This window comes from Pseudomonas psychrophila, assembly GCF_001043005.1.
GTDB lineage: Bacteria > Pseudomonadota > Gammaproteobacteria > Pseudomonadales > Pseudomonadaceae > Aquipseudomonas > Aquipseudomonas psychrophila.
Genome location: NZ_JYKZ01000008.1, coordinates 178,538 through 193,579, shown reverse-complemented (window position 1 = coordinate 193,579; position 15,042 = coordinate 178,538). Strand labels below are relative to the sequence as shown.

Below are 15,042 nucleotides of genomic sequence, written 5' to 3'. Positions count from 1 at the left end.
TTAATTTAACTCGCTGATCCATTACGGACTCTCGTTTCCAGGGCATGGTCAGTACCTCCTGACCATGATTAATACCTGTAAACGATGTACCCGGTCTTAAACGTAAACGATGTACTCGGTTTCTACCCCCACCCTAGCCCTCTCCCGGAGGGAGAGGGGACTGATCGGGGGGTGCTTGAGCTTTAATGCAATTTGACAGATTGGCAATGAGTTCGAAAACAACACGGTTAGCTCCTTCTCCCGCCGGTAGAGGGTTGGGGTGAGGGGCTTTTAGCTTTTGACTTTATCCGCGGTTCTCATGCATCCGTGCCAGTTGGCGCTCCAGCATGGACGGGTAAGGCTCCATCAGGCGCTCAACGCAGCAGGCACCTTCAGGGCTGGCAATCGGGCGGATACGGGCGCGCTGACGGATTAGCGGGTCGTCGCTGATCTTGCGCTCCACCAGCAGCAAGTTGCGGCTGTGTTGCGACAGCGCCAGGGCGTCCTGAGCGACCTCAGTCAGCAGCAAGTCAATCTGGCTCATGCCGTTCAGTCCTTCGCCCAGCACCAGGCCCAGCTGCAATTGCAGGGTAATGCCGCTGTCCGCGACTTCGATCTGCAAGGCATGGCCCAGGGCCCGCAGCAGTTCGCCGCAGCAAATGGCGTTGGTCAGGTAGTCGTCGCCGCTGTCTTCGCTATGGAACAGCATCAGGGTGCTGCCATCGTTGAGCGTATGCAGTTCGCTTTGATACAGCGAAGCCGCCTGGTTCAGGCAGTCGCGATAGCGCTCCAGCAGTTCCATCAAGCGGGCGCGGGGCAGGCGACGCAGTTGCTCTTGGGCGCCCAGTTGCACCGCAAGTACGGCGCTTGGCTGTGGCGCAGCCGACACGACCTGTTTGGGCTTGGCCAGCGCAATCGGCGCAGCACTGGTTGTGCTGGTGTCGCGCAAGTCGGCGAACGGGTCTTCGTCGTCGTTTTCGTCTTCTGCGGTGCTGACCAGCTGTCGAGGAGCAGCCTTGGGCGCAGGTGCGGCAGGGGCTTCATCGAACGTCGGATCGCTCAGGTTGCGCACTTCGAAGGTCGGCTCGTTGTCTTCGGCTTCTTCGTAGTCGCTGTCGTCGTAGTCTTCTTCCGGTTCTGGCTCGGGTTCTGGTTCGGGCGCCGGAGGGGCGAGGCGACTATGAAGCTGGCGGGCCAGATCACCGATTTCATCCTGGCGTTGGATGGCCGGGGTGTAAGGGTCGGGCTCGCGCAACCATACCCGCAATTGCAGCAGTGGCGTGGTGATGTGGCGTCCCAGTCGCAGGCTCAAGGCCAGGGCTAGGGCGAGCAAAATGGCGCTCAGAATACCCATGCTCTGCAGGCTGATGGTCATCGGCTGTTCGAACTGGTTCATGTCCAGACTGATGCGCAGATGCCCGGCGGTCACATCCTGAAAGGTGATCTTGGTCTGATATACGCCTTCGGTTTCGCCCAGCAGGCCGTTTTTGGGGCGCTGCCCGGCTTCGGCGAGGATGCGGTTATCGACGCTATAGATAGCAGCGTGCGCCACCAGCGGGTTTTTGGTCAGGTTATTGAGCAGCACGTTGAGACTGAGGATGTCATTGGACACCAGCAGCTCTGTCGCCGAGGTGGCGGTTTGTGTGGTCAGGCTCTGACCCAGGGCATCTGCCTGCTCATGCATGGCCTGCTTGAATTGCAGTCCCATCACCACGGCATAGATGACCAGCGCCAAGGCGACCAGAATCACGTTATGGCTGGCAATACGCAGAGCAATCGGAATGCGGCGATCGCGCAGGGCCCGGAAGATCAGCAGGAAGAAGTTATCGGTTTTGACAGGCAATGGCCGGTTCACTGAGCGCGGCTCTTAGTCCGTTAAGTTGGTGCGCAGTATAGCGAGCAGCCTAGAGGCGGCAAAGCCTTGGCGGTGCCCGATGGTCACTGAAAGTGGGTAGAATGCGTTTTTTTTAGCGAATGGGGGTGTGCCTTGCGCGAAATCGTCCTGATTAACATCACAGGTGAGGACCGTCCGGGTCTCACTGCGGCCATTACCGGTGTACTGGCCAGCAATGGTGTGAATATTCTCGACATCGGTCAGGCCGCCATCCATGGCGTTTTGTCGTTGGGCTTTCTGGTGGAAATCCCACAGGCAGAGCAGGTGTCGGCGGTGCTTAAAGACCTGCAGCCATTGATCGCCCAAGAGGGCCTGCAACTGCGTTTTGACCCGATCAGCGAGGAGCATTACCAGCGCTGGGTCAATGAGCAAAGCCAGACCCGTCATGTGGTGACGCTGATGAGTCGTCAAGTGACCGCTCGCGAGCTTCAGCGCGTGACGTCGATCATCAGCCAGCACGGCTTGAACATCGAACAGACTGATCGCTTGTCTGGCCGCGTACCGCTGGATGCTCCAACGCAGTTGAGCAAAAGCTGCATCGAGCTGCGTGTGTGCGGCGAGCCCGCGGATAGTGAAGCGCTACGTGCCGATTTCTTCAACCTGGCCCAAGAGCTGGGTGTGGATATCGCGCTGCAGGAAGACACCCTGTTCCGTCGCAATCGCCGTCTTGCGGTGTTCGATATGGACTCGACCCTGATCGAGGCCGAAGTGATCGACGAGTTGGCCAAGGCTGCGGGTGTGGGTGATCAGGTCGCTGCAATCACCGAGCGCGCCATGGCCGGTGAGCTGGACTTCAAGGCCAGTTTCAAGGAGCGCATGGCGCTGCTTAAAGGCCTGGACGTGGGGGTGCTGGATGCCATCGGCGCTTCGCTGCGCCTGACCGAAGGCGCCGAAGTGCTGTTCGCTGAACTCAAGCGGTTGGGCTACAAGACCGCCATCCTGTCGGGCGGGTTCACGTACTTTGCCAAGCAGGTGCAAGCGAAACTGGGCATCGACTATGTATTCGCCAACGAGCTGGAAGTGGTGGATGGCAAGGTGACGGGGGTTGCGGTAGAGCCGATTGTGGATGCGCAGCGCAAGGCGGACTTGCTGCGTGAGCTGGCTCAAAAGGAAGGCTTGAGCCTGGAGCAGACCATTGCGGTCGGTGATGGCGCCAACGACTTGCCGATGCTGGCAATTGCCGGGCTGGGTGTGGCATTCCGTGCCAAGCCGCTGGTCAAAAAGTCGGCCAAACATGCCATTTCGACGTTGGGTCTGGATGGCGTGCTGTACCTGCTGGGCCAGCGTGACCGTAAGGCCTTGTAAATAAACGGTGGGAGCGAGCCTGCTCGCGATGCAATCAACCCGGTACACCTGACGGGTTGAGGTGATGCCATCGCGAGCAGGCTCGCTCCCACACGTTTTTTACTCGGGTGCTTGTTCGGCGTGAGCCGGTGCACCAATGCCTTGCCCCATCATCACCGGCGTACCTGCCGCCAGGCCTTCAGCCCACTTCACTTGATCGGCACCGAACAGCACGATGGCGGTCGAACCCAGTTTGAAGCGGCCCAGCTCGGCCCCTTTTTCCAAATGGATGGGCGCACGTGCAGCTTCGTCGTAACGGAAGGTTTTCAGCTCGCGTTTAGGCGGCGTGACCAGGCCGGCAAATACGGTTTCAATCGACGCCACGATCATGGCACCCACCAAAATCACCGCCATCGGGCCGCGCTCGGTATCAAAAATGCACACGGCACGCTCGTTGCGGGCGAACAGCTCCGGTACGTTTTCGGCTGTCGTCTGGTTAACCGAGAACAGGCGGCCCGGTACGTAGATCATCTCGCGCAAGGTGCCTGCCAGTGGCATGTGCACGCGGTGGTAGTCCTTTGGCGACAGGTAAATGGTGGCGAAGTCGCCGCCCATGAACTGTGCTGCCACAGCAGCATCGCCACCCACCAGTTCCAGCACGCTGTAACTGTGGCCTTTTGCCTGAAACACGCGGCCGTGTTCAATCGGACCCAGTTGGCTGACCGCGCCATCGGCAGGGCTCAATACTGCGCCCGGAGTTTGATCCAGCGGGCGGGCACCGTCTTTCAATGCGCGGGTGAAGAAGGCATTGAAGTGCTCGTAGGCGGTAACGTCTTCAACCAGTGCCTGGGACATGTCCACTTGATAACGCTTGGCGAACCAAGTGGTGAATGCATTCTTGAACCAGCGCACGCGGCACTCGGCAATGCAGCCGGCCAGGCGTGACAGCAGGTGATGCGGCAACAGGTACTGACTGAGGAGGAACAAACGCGTTTTCATTCAAGGTCCTTAATTTTTTACAGGCAGCTCGACAGGGGTATCGGGATGGTTGCCCCATTCGCCCCAAGAGCCGGCGTAGCCTTTGACACGCGGATAACCGAGCGATTTGGCAACGAGATAAGTAAAGCCAGAACGATGGTGAGTCTGGCAGTGGGTAATCACTTCTTTGTCTGGCGTGATGCCCAGATCCTTGAGGATCTGCGCCATGTCAGTGCGGATACGCAGGTTGCGGGTTTTATCCATGCCTGCGGTCCATTCAAAATTCTTCGCCCCGGGGATATGCCCGCCCTTGGCGGCGAGCACTTTTTCGCCCGTGTATTCGGCTTCGTTGCGCGCATCCCAGATCGCCAGATCCGGGGCGCCCAAGCGGCTTTGCAGGTACTCGCGGGTCGCGGTGGGCTCGTCGTGCAGGGTCAGTGCAACCGGGCCGCCGGCCGCAGGAGGTACGTCCTGGCTGACGGCGTGACCGTCACCGGTCCATGCGTGAATGCCGCCGTCCAGATAGTGATAAGCCTTGTGGCCGATCACATCCAGTAGCCAGATGAACCGCCCGGCCCAACCGCCGCCCTCGTCGTCATACACCACGTAGACAGCATCGGGGTGGTGCCCCAACTCGCCGAACAATGCTTCGAGCGCAGCCTGGGTCGGCAGCAAGCCGGGCGCCGGCGGCAGGCCCAGTTGCGTGCGCTTCGGGTCGACGAAGCGAGCCCCCGGAATATGCCCGGCTTCGTATCGCGCGACGCTGGTCAGGTCGACCAGGATCAATTCGGGGGCGTTGAGCCGGGCGAACAGATCGCTCGGTTCAATCACTAACGGCAAGCCAGAGAAGCCAGGCATATGAAGCCTCCAGAGCAAAAAAGGGGGGGATTGTAGCGCTAGCGCCCGCGACTACTAAAGCTATTCAGGGCTTTCTCGATGCATTGGGCCGTTTTGCCGAATGCCTGCACGCTGGTTTCCGAGAAGGGTCCGCCGCCCTGGTCTGCCAGTATCAGCATGACCACGCGGCCGTTGTTGCTTAGGGAGCGTAACAGTAGATGCTCGCCAGGGAACAGGCTGCGCAAGCTGTAGGGTAAAACCGCGGATATGACGGGATTGTTTTCGGGAGTCAGTCGCACCTGTGCCGGTTGCGTCATCAAGCGCTGGAGGGCGGTGCTCTCGCTGATATTAACGTTCAGGTCGAAGGCCGTCTTCGCAAGCCCGGCAATCTGGTTCACGGTCAGGGCGGTCGAGGTCTTGTCGGGCGTCAGCAGCATCACCCGGCGCATGCCACATGCCAGCAAGGCTTCTCGGGCGCAGGTAGTCAGGTGCATAGGGTTGGTGAATGCGCTGGGTTGCTCCAGCAATTGCCCGCAGCGTTTGCGCCACGCGGCCAGCGCCTCGGCCGAGGGCGGTGGCGCAGCCAGCGAGCTGTGGCGGGTGCGGCGCGCATCCCATGGCCAGAGCAGTGCCTGGGCCGGGTGCCAGAGCTCTGGCATGGAGTGATAGCGCCCGCTGTTGACCGCGTGTTGGTGCACTTGCTGCTGCACTTCATCCAACGGCATTTGCAAGTACAGGCTGGTGACGTATTGCCAGCGCAAATTATGTGGCGTGTCCCATGCCTGTTGCGCCGAAAGCGCCAGGCAGTTGGCCAGCAATACGCTGTTGGCGGGCTGGTTGAACCAGCGGCGCAGCGCCGGATCGGCGTCCAGGTGCTGTTGCTGGCGCAACGGATGATGAGTGTCGCGGGCGATGTGCAACACCTTGACCAGCGTACGGCGCTCGTCGGTGATAACCGTATACCCCTGCATCACCCAGGCGGGCAGGCGCCAGAGTTTGGCCAGCGCAAGGCAGATATCAAACAGCGGTAGACCGAACAACGCCAGTTCGACTTTTTTGGCGCATTCGCCGTGTTCGACCACCCGTCGTTCCCAGGCTTCAAGCAGTAGCGGGTGGGTAAGCGCCAGCGCCCATAACGGTGACAGAAACAGCAGGCTGCTCCAGTAGATTTCTTGCCAGAGCCGCGCCAGACGATTGCCGAATAGCCCAATGGCTTGCTGTGCGGCGTGCTGGCTAATGAGCTGGATTTGTCGATAGGCCATCGGGATGTTTTCGATTGCCAGTGCGGGAACGTGTTCGAGTAGCCCTTGGGTGCGCTTGAGGCCGAGACGGTTGATGGCCACTTCAAGGCTTTCGGCAGGCTCGCTCAGGCTGCTCTGAGCCTGTTGGTTGGCCTCGCGAATGATCCTGAGTGCCAGTGCCGGGCTGTCCTGCATGACCTCGGCAATTTCGCGCAATGAGCGGCGACTGTCGTTGATCGTCTTGAATACTCGCTCATGGCTGTTTTGCGGGATCGGCAAGTCAACCGTGTCCAGGAGTAAGACCCAGGCATCCAGAGTGGTGGGTGTTGATGGTGGTGCGCAGGTTTCATTGGCCATTATGGGGACGCGATCATCATCGATTGTGGAGGTCGAATGGATTTTCGGCTTTGCCGGCTATAGTCTGGCGCAGATTCGCCGATAAGGAGAAGAAGAGTTTTAGCTTCGCTGGAATATGACCTTGAACCCGACTCAGTAAGTACTTTTATATCTATGGCTAAAATTATCGGCATCATTGTCGTGTTCGCGAGTGTGCTTGGCGGATACGTGCTTTCCCACGGCAAGATCGGTGCGCTGATTCAGCCGTTCGAGGTCCTGATCATTGGCGGGGCGGCCTTTGGCGCGTTCCTGCAAGCCAACCCCGGCTACATGACACTGCACGTGATCAAAAAATCACTCAGCATGTTCGGTTCGCGTTTCTCCCACGCTTTCTATCTGGAAGTGCTGGGCCTGGTGTACGAGATTCTTAATAAAAGTCGCCGCGAAGGCATGATGGCCATCGAGAGCGACATTGAAGACGCGGCGGCCAGCCCGATCTTCGCCAAGTACCCCACCGTCCTCAAGGATGAGCGCATGACGGCGTTTATCTGTGATTACCTGCGCATCATGTCGTCGGGCAACATGGCGCCCCACGAGCTCGAAGGGCTGTTCGACATGGAGCTTTTCAACCTCAAGGAAGAACTGGAGCATCCTTCCCATGCCGTGACCGGGATCGCCGACGGCATGCCCGGCTTCGGTATTGTGGCGGCGGTTCTTGGGATTGTGGTGACCATGGCCTCGCTGGGTGAGGGTGATCAGGCCGCAATCGGCATGCACGTAGGTGCCGCGCTGGTGGGGACGTTCTTCGGTATTTTGGCCGCTTATGGTTTCTTCGGTCCGTTGGCGACCTCACTGGCCCACGATGCCAAGGAAGAAATCAACGTGTATGAGTCGATCAAGGCCTCGCTGGTGGCCTCGGCCTCGGGCATGCCGCCCTCGCTTGCCGTCGAGTTCGGTCGCAAGGTGCTGTATCCCAAGCATCGCCCCAGCTTTTCCGAGCTTGAACAAGTGGTTCGCGGTCGCTGATTTATGGAAAACAACCAGCCCATAATTATCAAGCGCGTAAAGCGCTACGCCGCAGGCCATCACGGTGGCGCCTGGAAAATCGCCTTTGCTGACTTTGCCACGGCGATGATGGCGTTCTTCCTGGTGATGTGGCTGATGACGGCCGCGACCCCGGAGCAAAAAATCGCCATCGGCGGTTATTTCAAGGACCCGATCGGTTTCAGTGAAAGCGGCACGCCGTACATCATCGACCTGGGCGGCACGCCTGCGCTGGCGCCGGAGAACACCCTCAATCCCGAAGAAAAGCTGCAGCCTCAGCCCGACAAGATCAAAGTCGATGCGGACCAGGTTGAAAGCATGGCGGAGCAGGTCGAGAAAGAGCGTCTCGAACTGCTGCTTCAGGAGTTGCAGAACAAGGTCGAAGAAAACCCCCAGTTGCGCAAATTCAAGGATCAGCTGCTGTTTGAAATCACCCCGGACGGCTTGCGGATTCAGATGATGGACGCCGAAAACCGACCGATGTTCGATGTGGGCAGTGCGCGGCTCAAGCCTTATTTCGAGGATATTTTGCTGGCCATGGCCGACACCATCAAAGCGGTGCCGAACAAAGTCAGCATCAGCGGCCACACCGATGCCATGCCCTATGCGGGAGGTGGCGATTTTGGCAACTGGGAATTGTCGGCCAACCGTGCCAATGCGGCCCGGCGCGCTTTGGTGGCGGGGAGTTACCCTGATGCACAGATTGCGCGGGTAGTGGGGTATGCGTCGTCAGTGTTGTTCGACAAGGCCAACCCCTATAACCCGATCAACCGTCGAATCGACATCGTGGTGCTGACTAAAAAGGCCCAGCAGGCGATTGAAGGCGAGCAGGGCGTTGAGTCGGTAAAGGCCCAGGAGTTACCGAAAGAGCCGGTTGACCCGATCAAGTTGCCGGCTGACAAACAACCCATGCCGATGCATGAAGAGCGCCAGAAGCTGAACTTGTTTGACGACAAGGCCCCGTAAAAACAGTGGGAGCGGGCTTGCTCGCGATGCAAGCGACTCGGAACACCTGATTCACCGAGGCGATGCAATCGCGAGCAAGCCCGCTCCCACGGAAGTTGATAGGGGGCTTAGTAGCTCGACTCGGGCAGGCTCGCAATGATCGAGCGATAGCTGTTCATGCGTTGCTGCTGCACGCGGCCATCTTCCAGGGCCATCAGCAATGCACAGCCCGGCTCGCGGTCGTGCTTGCAATCGCGGAAACGGCAAGTCCCGATCAAGTCGTTGAACTCGATAAAACCCGCCTCAACATCGGCGCGGCTCACGTGGCCCAAGCCAAACTCGCGAATACCCGGGGAGTCGATCAATTCACCGCCGCCCGGAAAGTGGAACAGTCGTGCAGTCGTAGTGGTGTGCGTGCCCTGGCCAGAGACTTCGGACAGCGGCCCGACCCGCAGGTTGACCTCTGGCAGCAAGCTGTTGACCAGGGACGACTTGCCAACGCCCGACTGACCCACAAACACGCTGATATGGCCGTCCAGTTGCGCTTGCAACTGCTGCATGCCATCACCGTGATGGGCCGACACTTCGAGTACCGGATAACCCAGTTGGCGATAAACCCCCAGCAACGCATTGAGCGCGGGTGAGTTTTGATCGTCGATCAAGTCAGCCTTGTTAAGCAGCAACAACGGACGAATCCCCGCGTGCTCGGCGGCCACCAGATAACGGTCGATGAGGTTGGCGTGTGGCTCGGGCATTGGCGCGAACACAATCACGATCATGTCGACGTTGGCTGCAACCGGCTTGAGCTGGCCACGGCTGTCCGGGCGACACAGTTCGGTTTTACGCGGCAGTTGGGCGACGATCACGCCGATGCCCTGGTTGCCGGCGCGCCATACAACCGTGTCGCCGGTCACCAGTGCGGGCAGGTTTGCGCGCAGGTGGCAGCGGAACATCTGGCCTTTAAGCTCGCCTTCCTGGGCTTCGACTTCGACCTGCACACCAAAGTGCGCGATCACCAGGCCGAGCTGCTCGGGGCCTAAATCGCCGCCTTCAAGGGCTTCGACGGCACTGGATTCGCGTTTGGCGGCGCGGGCAGCGCGCTCGCCCTGGATCTTTTCGATGCGCCAATTCTGACGACGATTGAGCTGGCGTTTGGCCATGGGTGTTCCGTGTTGATAAAACGATAAGAAGGGTAAAACGCAGGCGAGTTTAGCACGAGGGCAGCACGCCTAAGCTAAACTGCGCAACCAAGCACTGGAGGCCATTATGCAAAACGCGCAGAACCTGATCTGGATCGACCTGGAAATGACCGGTCTGGACCCTGACAACGACGTCATTATCGAAATGGCCACCATCGTAACCGACAGCAACCTCAATACCTTGGCTGAAGGCCCGGTCATCGCCATTCACCACAGCGATGAAGTGCTGGCACGTATGGATGAATGGAACACCCGCACCCACGGTGGCAGTGGCCTGACCCAGCGCGTCAAGGACAGCACCATCACCATGGCCGAAGCAGAAGCGCAAACCATCGCGTTTCTTGAGCAATGGGTACCAAAAGGCAAGTCGCCGATCTGCGGCAACAGCATCTGTCAGGACCGTCGCTTCCTGTACACCCACATGAAAACGCTCGAAAGCTACTTCCATTACCGCAACCTGGACGTTTCGACGCTCAAGGAGCTGGTAGCTCGCTGGGCCCCTGAAGTGCGCGACAGCCTGGTGAAAAAAGGCACGCACCTTGCTCTGGACGACATTCGCGAGTCTATTGCCGAGCTGCAGCACTACCGCAAGCACTTCATCAAATTCTAAGTTGCCGTTGATCCCCCTGTGGGAGCGGGCTTGCTCGCGATGCAAGCGACTCGGTACATCTACCGAACCGCAGCGAAACCATCGCGAGCAAGCCCGCTCCCACAAAGAACAGTATTTGCTGCCCCCTTTTGGTGCTAATGCCAACTGAGAGTAGACTGCGCGCCTTCTTGCAAGGATCGCTGCCATGTTGCTGATGCTCTATTTAGTTGCCATTACTGCCGAAGCCATGACCGGGGCGCTGTCTGCCGGGCGTCGGGGCATGGACTGGTTCGGCGTGGTGCTGATTGCCTGTGTCACGGCGCTAGGCGGCGGTTCGGTGCGCGACGTATTGTTGGGGCATTACCCGCTGACCTGGGTCAAACACCCGGAATACCTGGTCTTAACTACCTTTGCCGCGCTGGTGACGATTTTTATCGCGCCCTTGATGCGTCATTTACGTTCGCTGTTTTTGGTGCTCGACGCACTGGGGCTGGTGGCGTTTACCCTGATTGGCTGCATGACGGCCCTGGAAATGGGGCAGGGCATGCTGGTGGCCTCGGTGAGCGGGGTCATTACCGGCGTATTTGGCGGCATCCTGCGCGACATTTTCTGCAACGACATCCCGTTGATCTTCCGCCGCGAGCTGTACGCCAGCGTATCGTTTGCGGCTGCCTGGTGTTTCTTGCTGTGTACTTATCTGGAAATGCCCAACGAACAGGCGATTTTCGTCACCCTGTTCGGCGGTTTGCTGCTGCGCTTGCTGGCGATTCGCTTTAACTGGGAAATGCCCAAGTTCGTTTACAACGACGAGCATTAAGCAATTGCGGGAGTGGTCAGGCACGCTTGGCGTGTTGTGCCAGCGCCCACTCCACATGTTCCTGCACCAGCTCTGACGGGTATTCGCGGCGCGCCTTCAAGGCTTCAAGTACCGGGATCGTCGACGGCGCATTGCCCAATCCCACTGCCAGATTGCGCAACCATCGCTCGTACCCCGCCCGACGCAGGGGGGAGCCTTCGGTGTTGCTGAGGAACGTGTCTTCATCCCACATAAACAGCTCGGCCAGCCCGGCATTGTCCAGATTGTGCCTTGGCTTGAAGTCACCTTCAGTCGTGGTGCGGGCAAAGCGATTCCATGGGCAGACGATCTGGCAGTCATCACAGCCGAACACCCGATTGCCGATCATTGAGCGCAGCTCTTCGGGAATCGCGGTTTTCAGTTCGATGGTCAAGTACGAAATGCATTTGCGCGCATCCAGAACATAGGGTCCGACAAAGGCATTGGTGGGGCAAATGTCCAGGCAGGCGGTGCAGCGCCCGCAGTGCTCGGTCTCGTGGGGCGGGTCGACCGGCAGCGGCAAGTCGACAAATAACTCGCTCAGGAAGAAGTAGCTGCCCGCCTTGCGATTGAGTACCAGGGTGTTCTTGCCGATCCAGCCCAGGCCTGCCTGTTGGGCGATGGCTTTTTCCAGTACCGGAGCGCTGTCGACAAAGGCGCGAAAGCCAAACGGTCCAATATCCGCCTGAATGCGGTCGGCCAGTTGCTGCACACGCTTGCGGATCAGCTTGTGGTAATCGCGGCCCAGGGCGTAGCGCGACACGTAGGCTTTTTCGGGTTGGGCCAGCAACTGCGCCATGTGGGTGTCGCCGGGCAAGTAGTCCATGCGCAGGGAAACCACGCGCAAGGTGCCGGGCACCAGCTCTTCAGGGTGTGAACGTTTGCTGCCATGGGCGGCCATGTAGTCCATGTCGCCATGGTAGCCAGCATCGAGCCAGCGTTGCAGATGGTGTTCGTGTTCTCCCAGATCGAGGCCGGCAATGGCGACTTGTTGAAAGCCCAGCTCGCGGCCCCATTCCTTGATGGACTGAGCGAGAGCGGGGAGGTCGGCAGTAATAGCAGGCATGAGGCAAGAGAAACCGGAGCTGAGATGCGTATAATTCTGCCAGACATCGGAGCACGACACGTATGCCGCAGACCAAACACCTGTTAGCTGACCCCAAAGCCCTTCGCGCAGACACCCTGCCGCGACTGCCTGCGCGTGCCCCAAGCGCCCATAAAGGCCAGTTCGGACATGTGCTGCTGGTGGGTGGAGATCGCGGGTTTGGCGGTTCGATCAACTTGAGTGCACACGCCGCACTGCGGTGCGGTGCAGGGCTGGTATCGCTGGCCACACGCCCCGAACACGTGGCCGCCGCGCTGGTGCTGGTGCCTGAAGTGATGACGCTGGGCGTGTCTTCGGCCAATCAGTTGATGGGTGTGTTGGCGCAGGCGTCGGTGGTCGTGGTTGGGCCGGGTTTGGGGCAAGCGCCCTGGGGGCGTAGTCTGTTGTCGGCTGCAGCGCAGGCAAAAATGCCTCAAGTGTGGGATGCCGATGCGCTGAATCTGTTGTCCAACGCAGTCATTGGGCTGGCGTCCGGGTCTGTGATCACTCCGCACCCTGGCGAAGCGGCGCGGTTGCTGGGCATCAGTACCGAGCAAGTGCAGGCAGACCGCCCGGCCGCGGCTCGGGCATTGGTTAAAAAATATTCAGTGGTCTGCGTTCTTAAAGGAGCAGGCACTCTGGTTGCAGGGCTGGAGGGTGAATTGGCCATTTGCAATCATGGTCACCCGGCCATGGCTACGGCCGGTTTGGGTGATGTGCTGGCAGGCGTGATTGGCGCGTTGCTGGCTCAGGGCATGAACGCCTTCGATGCGGCGTGCCTGGCGGTGTGGCTGCATGCCCGCGCCGGAGAACAACAAGGACAATTGGGCCGTGGGCTGGCGGCCAGTGATTTGATTCCAGCCATTCGTCTGTTGTTGGAGGAACACGCACCGTGCACGAAATAACACTGCAACTGGCCGATGAAGAGGCCATGACCGCCTTTGGCGCGCGCCTGGCGACCGTTACTCAAGGCCATGGCCTGATCTTTCTGGACGGTGATCTGGGGATGGGCAAAACCACCCTGTCACGAGGCTTGATTCGCGGCCTTGGGCACACCGGCTCGGTCAAAAGCCCGACTTTCACGTTGGTTGAGCCCTATGAGATTGGCGATATTCGAGCCTTCCATTTTGACCTGTACCGCTTGGTCGACCCGGAAGAGCTCGAATATATGGGGATTCGCGATTATTTCGACGAAGACGCCCTATGCTTGATTGAATGGCCCGATAAAGGTGCAGGCTTTTTGCCAAAGCCTGACCTGACCATTACCATTAGTGCGCACAACACCGGGCGTTTGCTGAAGCTGACGCCCCAAGGTTCACGTGGCGAGTCTTGGTGTGCCGCATTGGCACCGGAATACAAATAATGATGGGGTTTGGTATGCGCTTTCGCGCGTTAGTAAGTGTTGTTGGTGTGTTGCTCAGTGTCATGGCGGTCAACGCTTTGGCGGCGACACAGGTCAAAAGCGTGCGTTTGTGGCGGGCACCGGACAACACACGACTGGTTTTTGATCTGACCGGCCCGGTGCAACACAGCGTGTTTACGCTGACAGCGCCTGACCGTCTGGTGATTGATATCAATGGTGCGACCCTGGCCGGGCCGTTGAATGTGCAAACGGCCAATACGCCTATTACCAGCATGCGCTCGGCGCAACGAACCCCCACGGATTTGCGCGTGGTGATCGACCTGAAAAAGGCCGTTACTCCCAAGAGCTTTGTTCTGGCGCCGAATGCCCAGTACGGCAACCGCCTGGTGGTCGACCTGTATGACCAGGGTGCCGATCTCTCCCCAAGCCTGCCTGCCACCAACGTAGCCACTGTGCCTGTGATCCCGGTCACTCCGGCTCAGCCTGACGTGAAACTGCCGCCGATTCCGAGCGGAAAACGCAGTGTGGTGGTGGTGATTGACGCCGGCCACGGCGGTGAAGATCCGGGTGCTTCGGGCTCTGCAGGTCAGCGTGAAAAAGACGTGGTGCTGGCGATTGCCAAAGAGTTGCAGCGCCAGATCAACGGCATGAAAGGCTTCAGGGCTGAGCTGACGCGCACGGGCGACTACTTTATTCCGTTGCGCGGCCGTACCGAAATCGCCCGCAAGAAGGGTGCCGACCTGTTTGTTTCAATCCACGCCGATGCCGCGCCGTCCAAGGCCGCCTTTGGTGCTTCGGTGTTTGCCTTGTCTGAGCGTGGCGCTACTTCTGAGACCGCCCGTTGGCTGGCAGACAGCGAAAACCGATCTGACTTGATTGGCGGCGCGGGCAATGTGAGCCTCGACGACAAGGACCGCATGCTGGCGGGTGTATTGCTCGATCTGTCGATGACGGCTTCGTTGACGTCCAGCCTGAATGTGGGGCAAAAAGTCTTGAGCAACATCGGTCGGGTCACACCGCTGCACAAACAGCGCGTGGAGCAGGCCGGGTTTATGGTGCTCAAGTCGCCGGATATCCCGTCGATCCTCGTTGAAACCGGGTTTATTTCGAACGCCAACGAAGCGTCGAAGCTGGCGTCGAGCAGTCACCAGCAAGCGCTGGCGCGTTCGATCAGCAGCGGCGTGCGCCAGTTCTTCCAGCAAAACCCGCCTCCGGGCACTTACATCGCCTGGTTGCGTGACACTGGTAAAATTGCTCAGGGCGCCCGCGAGCACACCGTTCGCCCCGGCGAAACACTGGCAATGATTGCCGTGCGTTACCAGGTGGGCGTTGCGACATTACGCTCCAGCAACAGCTTGAAAACCGATGAACTGAAAGTCGGCCAAAACCTGAATATTCCGGCCACCGCCTTGGCGGCCCAGCAATGAGTGACGG

The 15,042-nt window shown here is 59.3% G+C and carries 14 protein-coding genes; 8 read left to right on the top strand and 6 right to left on the bottom strand.

Annotated elements, in window-relative coordinates; genetic code table 11:
* Positions 1-283: 283 nt before the first annotated feature.
* Positions 284-1,834 (bottom strand): AhpA/YtjB family protein, encoded by a 1,551-nt coding sequence (locus tag TU76_RS17790; protein ID WP_046809169.1) that lies wholly within the window; start codon positions 1,832-1,834, stop codon positions 284-286.
* A 132-nt stretch (positions 1,835-1,966) separates the two neighbouring features.
* Between TU76_RS17790 and serB the strand changes: the two genes are divergently transcribed.
* Positions 1,967-3,178 carry a phosphoserine phosphatase SerB gene (gene serB / locus TU76_RS17785; protein ID WP_019826270.1) on the top strand — a complete coding sequence of 404 codons (1,212 nt, stop codon included), beginning with the start codon at positions 1,967-1,969 and terminating at the stop codon, positions 3,176-3,178.
* 99 nt (positions 3,179-3,277) lie between these two features.
* Here serB and asd read toward each other — a convergent pair whose 3' ends face one another.
* Genes asd through TU76_RS17770 form a run of 3 tightly spaced genes read right to left on the bottom strand, consistent with a single transcriptional unit; the run spans position 3,278 to position 6,570 of the window.
* Positions 3,278-4,156 (bottom strand): archaetidylserine decarboxylase, encoded by an 879-nt coding sequence (gene asd / locus TU76_RS17780; RefSeq protein WP_019826268.1) that lies wholly within the window; start codon positions 4,154-4,156, stop codon positions 3,278-3,280.
* Between the two features lie 9 nt (positions 4,157-4,165).
* Positions 4,166-4,993, bottom strand: coding sequence for a rhodanese-like domain-containing protein (locus tag TU76_RS17775; RefSeq protein ID WP_019826266.1), 828 nt, complete (start codon positions 4,991-4,993; stop codon positions 4,166-4,168).
* A 38-nt stretch (positions 4,994-5,031) separates the two neighbouring features.
* Positions 5,032-6,570 carry an HDOD domain-containing protein gene (locus TU76_RS17770; RefSeq protein WP_048352221.1) on the bottom strand — a complete coding sequence of 513 codons (1,539 nt, stop codon included), beginning with the start codon at positions 6,568-6,570 and terminating at the stop codon, positions 5,032-5,034.
* 153 nt (positions 6,571-6,723) lie between these two features.
* On the opposite strand from TU76_RS17770, the gene motA reads away from it, so the two are divergent.
* Positions 6,724-7,575 carry a flagellar motor stator protein MotA gene (motA, locus tag TU76_RS17765; RefSeq protein WP_019826262.1) on the top strand — a complete coding sequence of 284 codons (852 nt, stop codon included), beginning with the start codon at positions 6,724-6,726 and terminating at the stop codon, positions 7,573-7,575.
* A 3-nt stretch (positions 7,576-7,578) separates the two neighbouring features.
* On the top strand, positions 7,579-8,559 hold the full coding sequence (motB, locus tag TU76_RS17760; protein WP_019826260.1) for a flagellar motor protein MotB: 981 nt from the start codon (positions 7,579-7,581) through the stop codon (positions 8,557-8,559).
* A gap of 107 nt (positions 8,560-8,666) precedes the next feature.
* Here the strand turns inward: motB and rsgA are convergent, their stop codons facing one another.
* Complete coding sequence (gene rsgA / locus TU76_RS17755; RefSeq protein WP_019826259.1) at positions 8,667-9,698, bottom strand: small ribosomal subunit biogenesis GTPase RsgA; 1,032 nt, start codon at positions 9,696-9,698, stop codon at positions 8,667-8,669.
* Positions 9,699-9,804: 106 nt separating this feature from the next.
* On the opposite strand from rsgA, the gene orn reads away from it, so the two are divergent.
* Together orn and TU76_RS17745 are read left to right on the top strand one after the other, a co-directional pair.
* Complete coding sequence (orn, locus tag TU76_RS17750; protein ID WP_048352220.1) at positions 9,805-10,347, top strand: oligoribonuclease; 543 nt, start codon at positions 9,805-9,807, stop codon at positions 10,345-10,347.
* A gap of 184 nt (positions 10,348-10,531) precedes the next feature.
* Positions 10,532-11,143, top strand: a complete 612-nt coding sequence (locus TU76_RS17745) for a trimeric intracellular cation channel family protein (protein ID WP_019826256.1) — start codon at positions 10,532-10,534, stop codon at positions 11,141-11,143.
* Positions 11,144-11,159: 16 nt separating this feature from the next.
* Here the strand turns inward: TU76_RS17745 and queG are convergent, their stop codons facing one another.
* On the bottom strand, positions 11,160-12,227 hold the full coding sequence (queG, locus tag TU76_RS17740; RefSeq protein ID WP_019826254.1) for a tRNA epoxyqueuosine(34) reductase QueG: 1,068 nt from the start codon (positions 12,225-12,227) through the stop codon (positions 11,160-11,162).
* A gap of 62 nt (positions 12,228-12,289) precedes the next feature.
* Between queG and TU76_RS17735 the strand changes: the two genes are divergently transcribed.
* From TU76_RS17735 to TU76_RS17725, 3 genes are read left to right on the top strand one after another with little or no spacing between them, the layout of a single operon-like run.
* A complete protein-coding gene (locus TU76_RS17735) occupies positions 12,290-13,150 on the top strand; it encodes an NAD(P)H-hydrate dehydratase (protein ID WP_048352219.1) in 861 nt (286 codons plus the stop codon).
* Positions 13,138-13,608, top strand: a complete 471-nt coding sequence (gene tsaE / locus TU76_RS17730) for a tRNA (adenosine(37)-N6)-threonylcarbamoyltransferase complex ATPase subunit type 1 TsaE (protein ID WP_019826251.1) — start codon at positions 13,138-13,140, stop codon at positions 13,606-13,608. The genes TU76_RS17735 and tsaE overlap by 13 nt, the downstream gene beginning before the upstream one ends.
* A 2-nt stretch (positions 13,609-13,610) precedes the next feature.
* Positions 13,611-15,035, top strand: coding sequence for an N-acetylmuramoyl-L-alanine amidase (locus TU76_RS17725; RefSeq protein ID WP_197678352.1), 1,425 nt, complete (start codon positions 13,611-13,613; stop codon positions 15,033-15,035).
* Positions 15,036-15,042 lie beyond the last annotated feature (7 nt).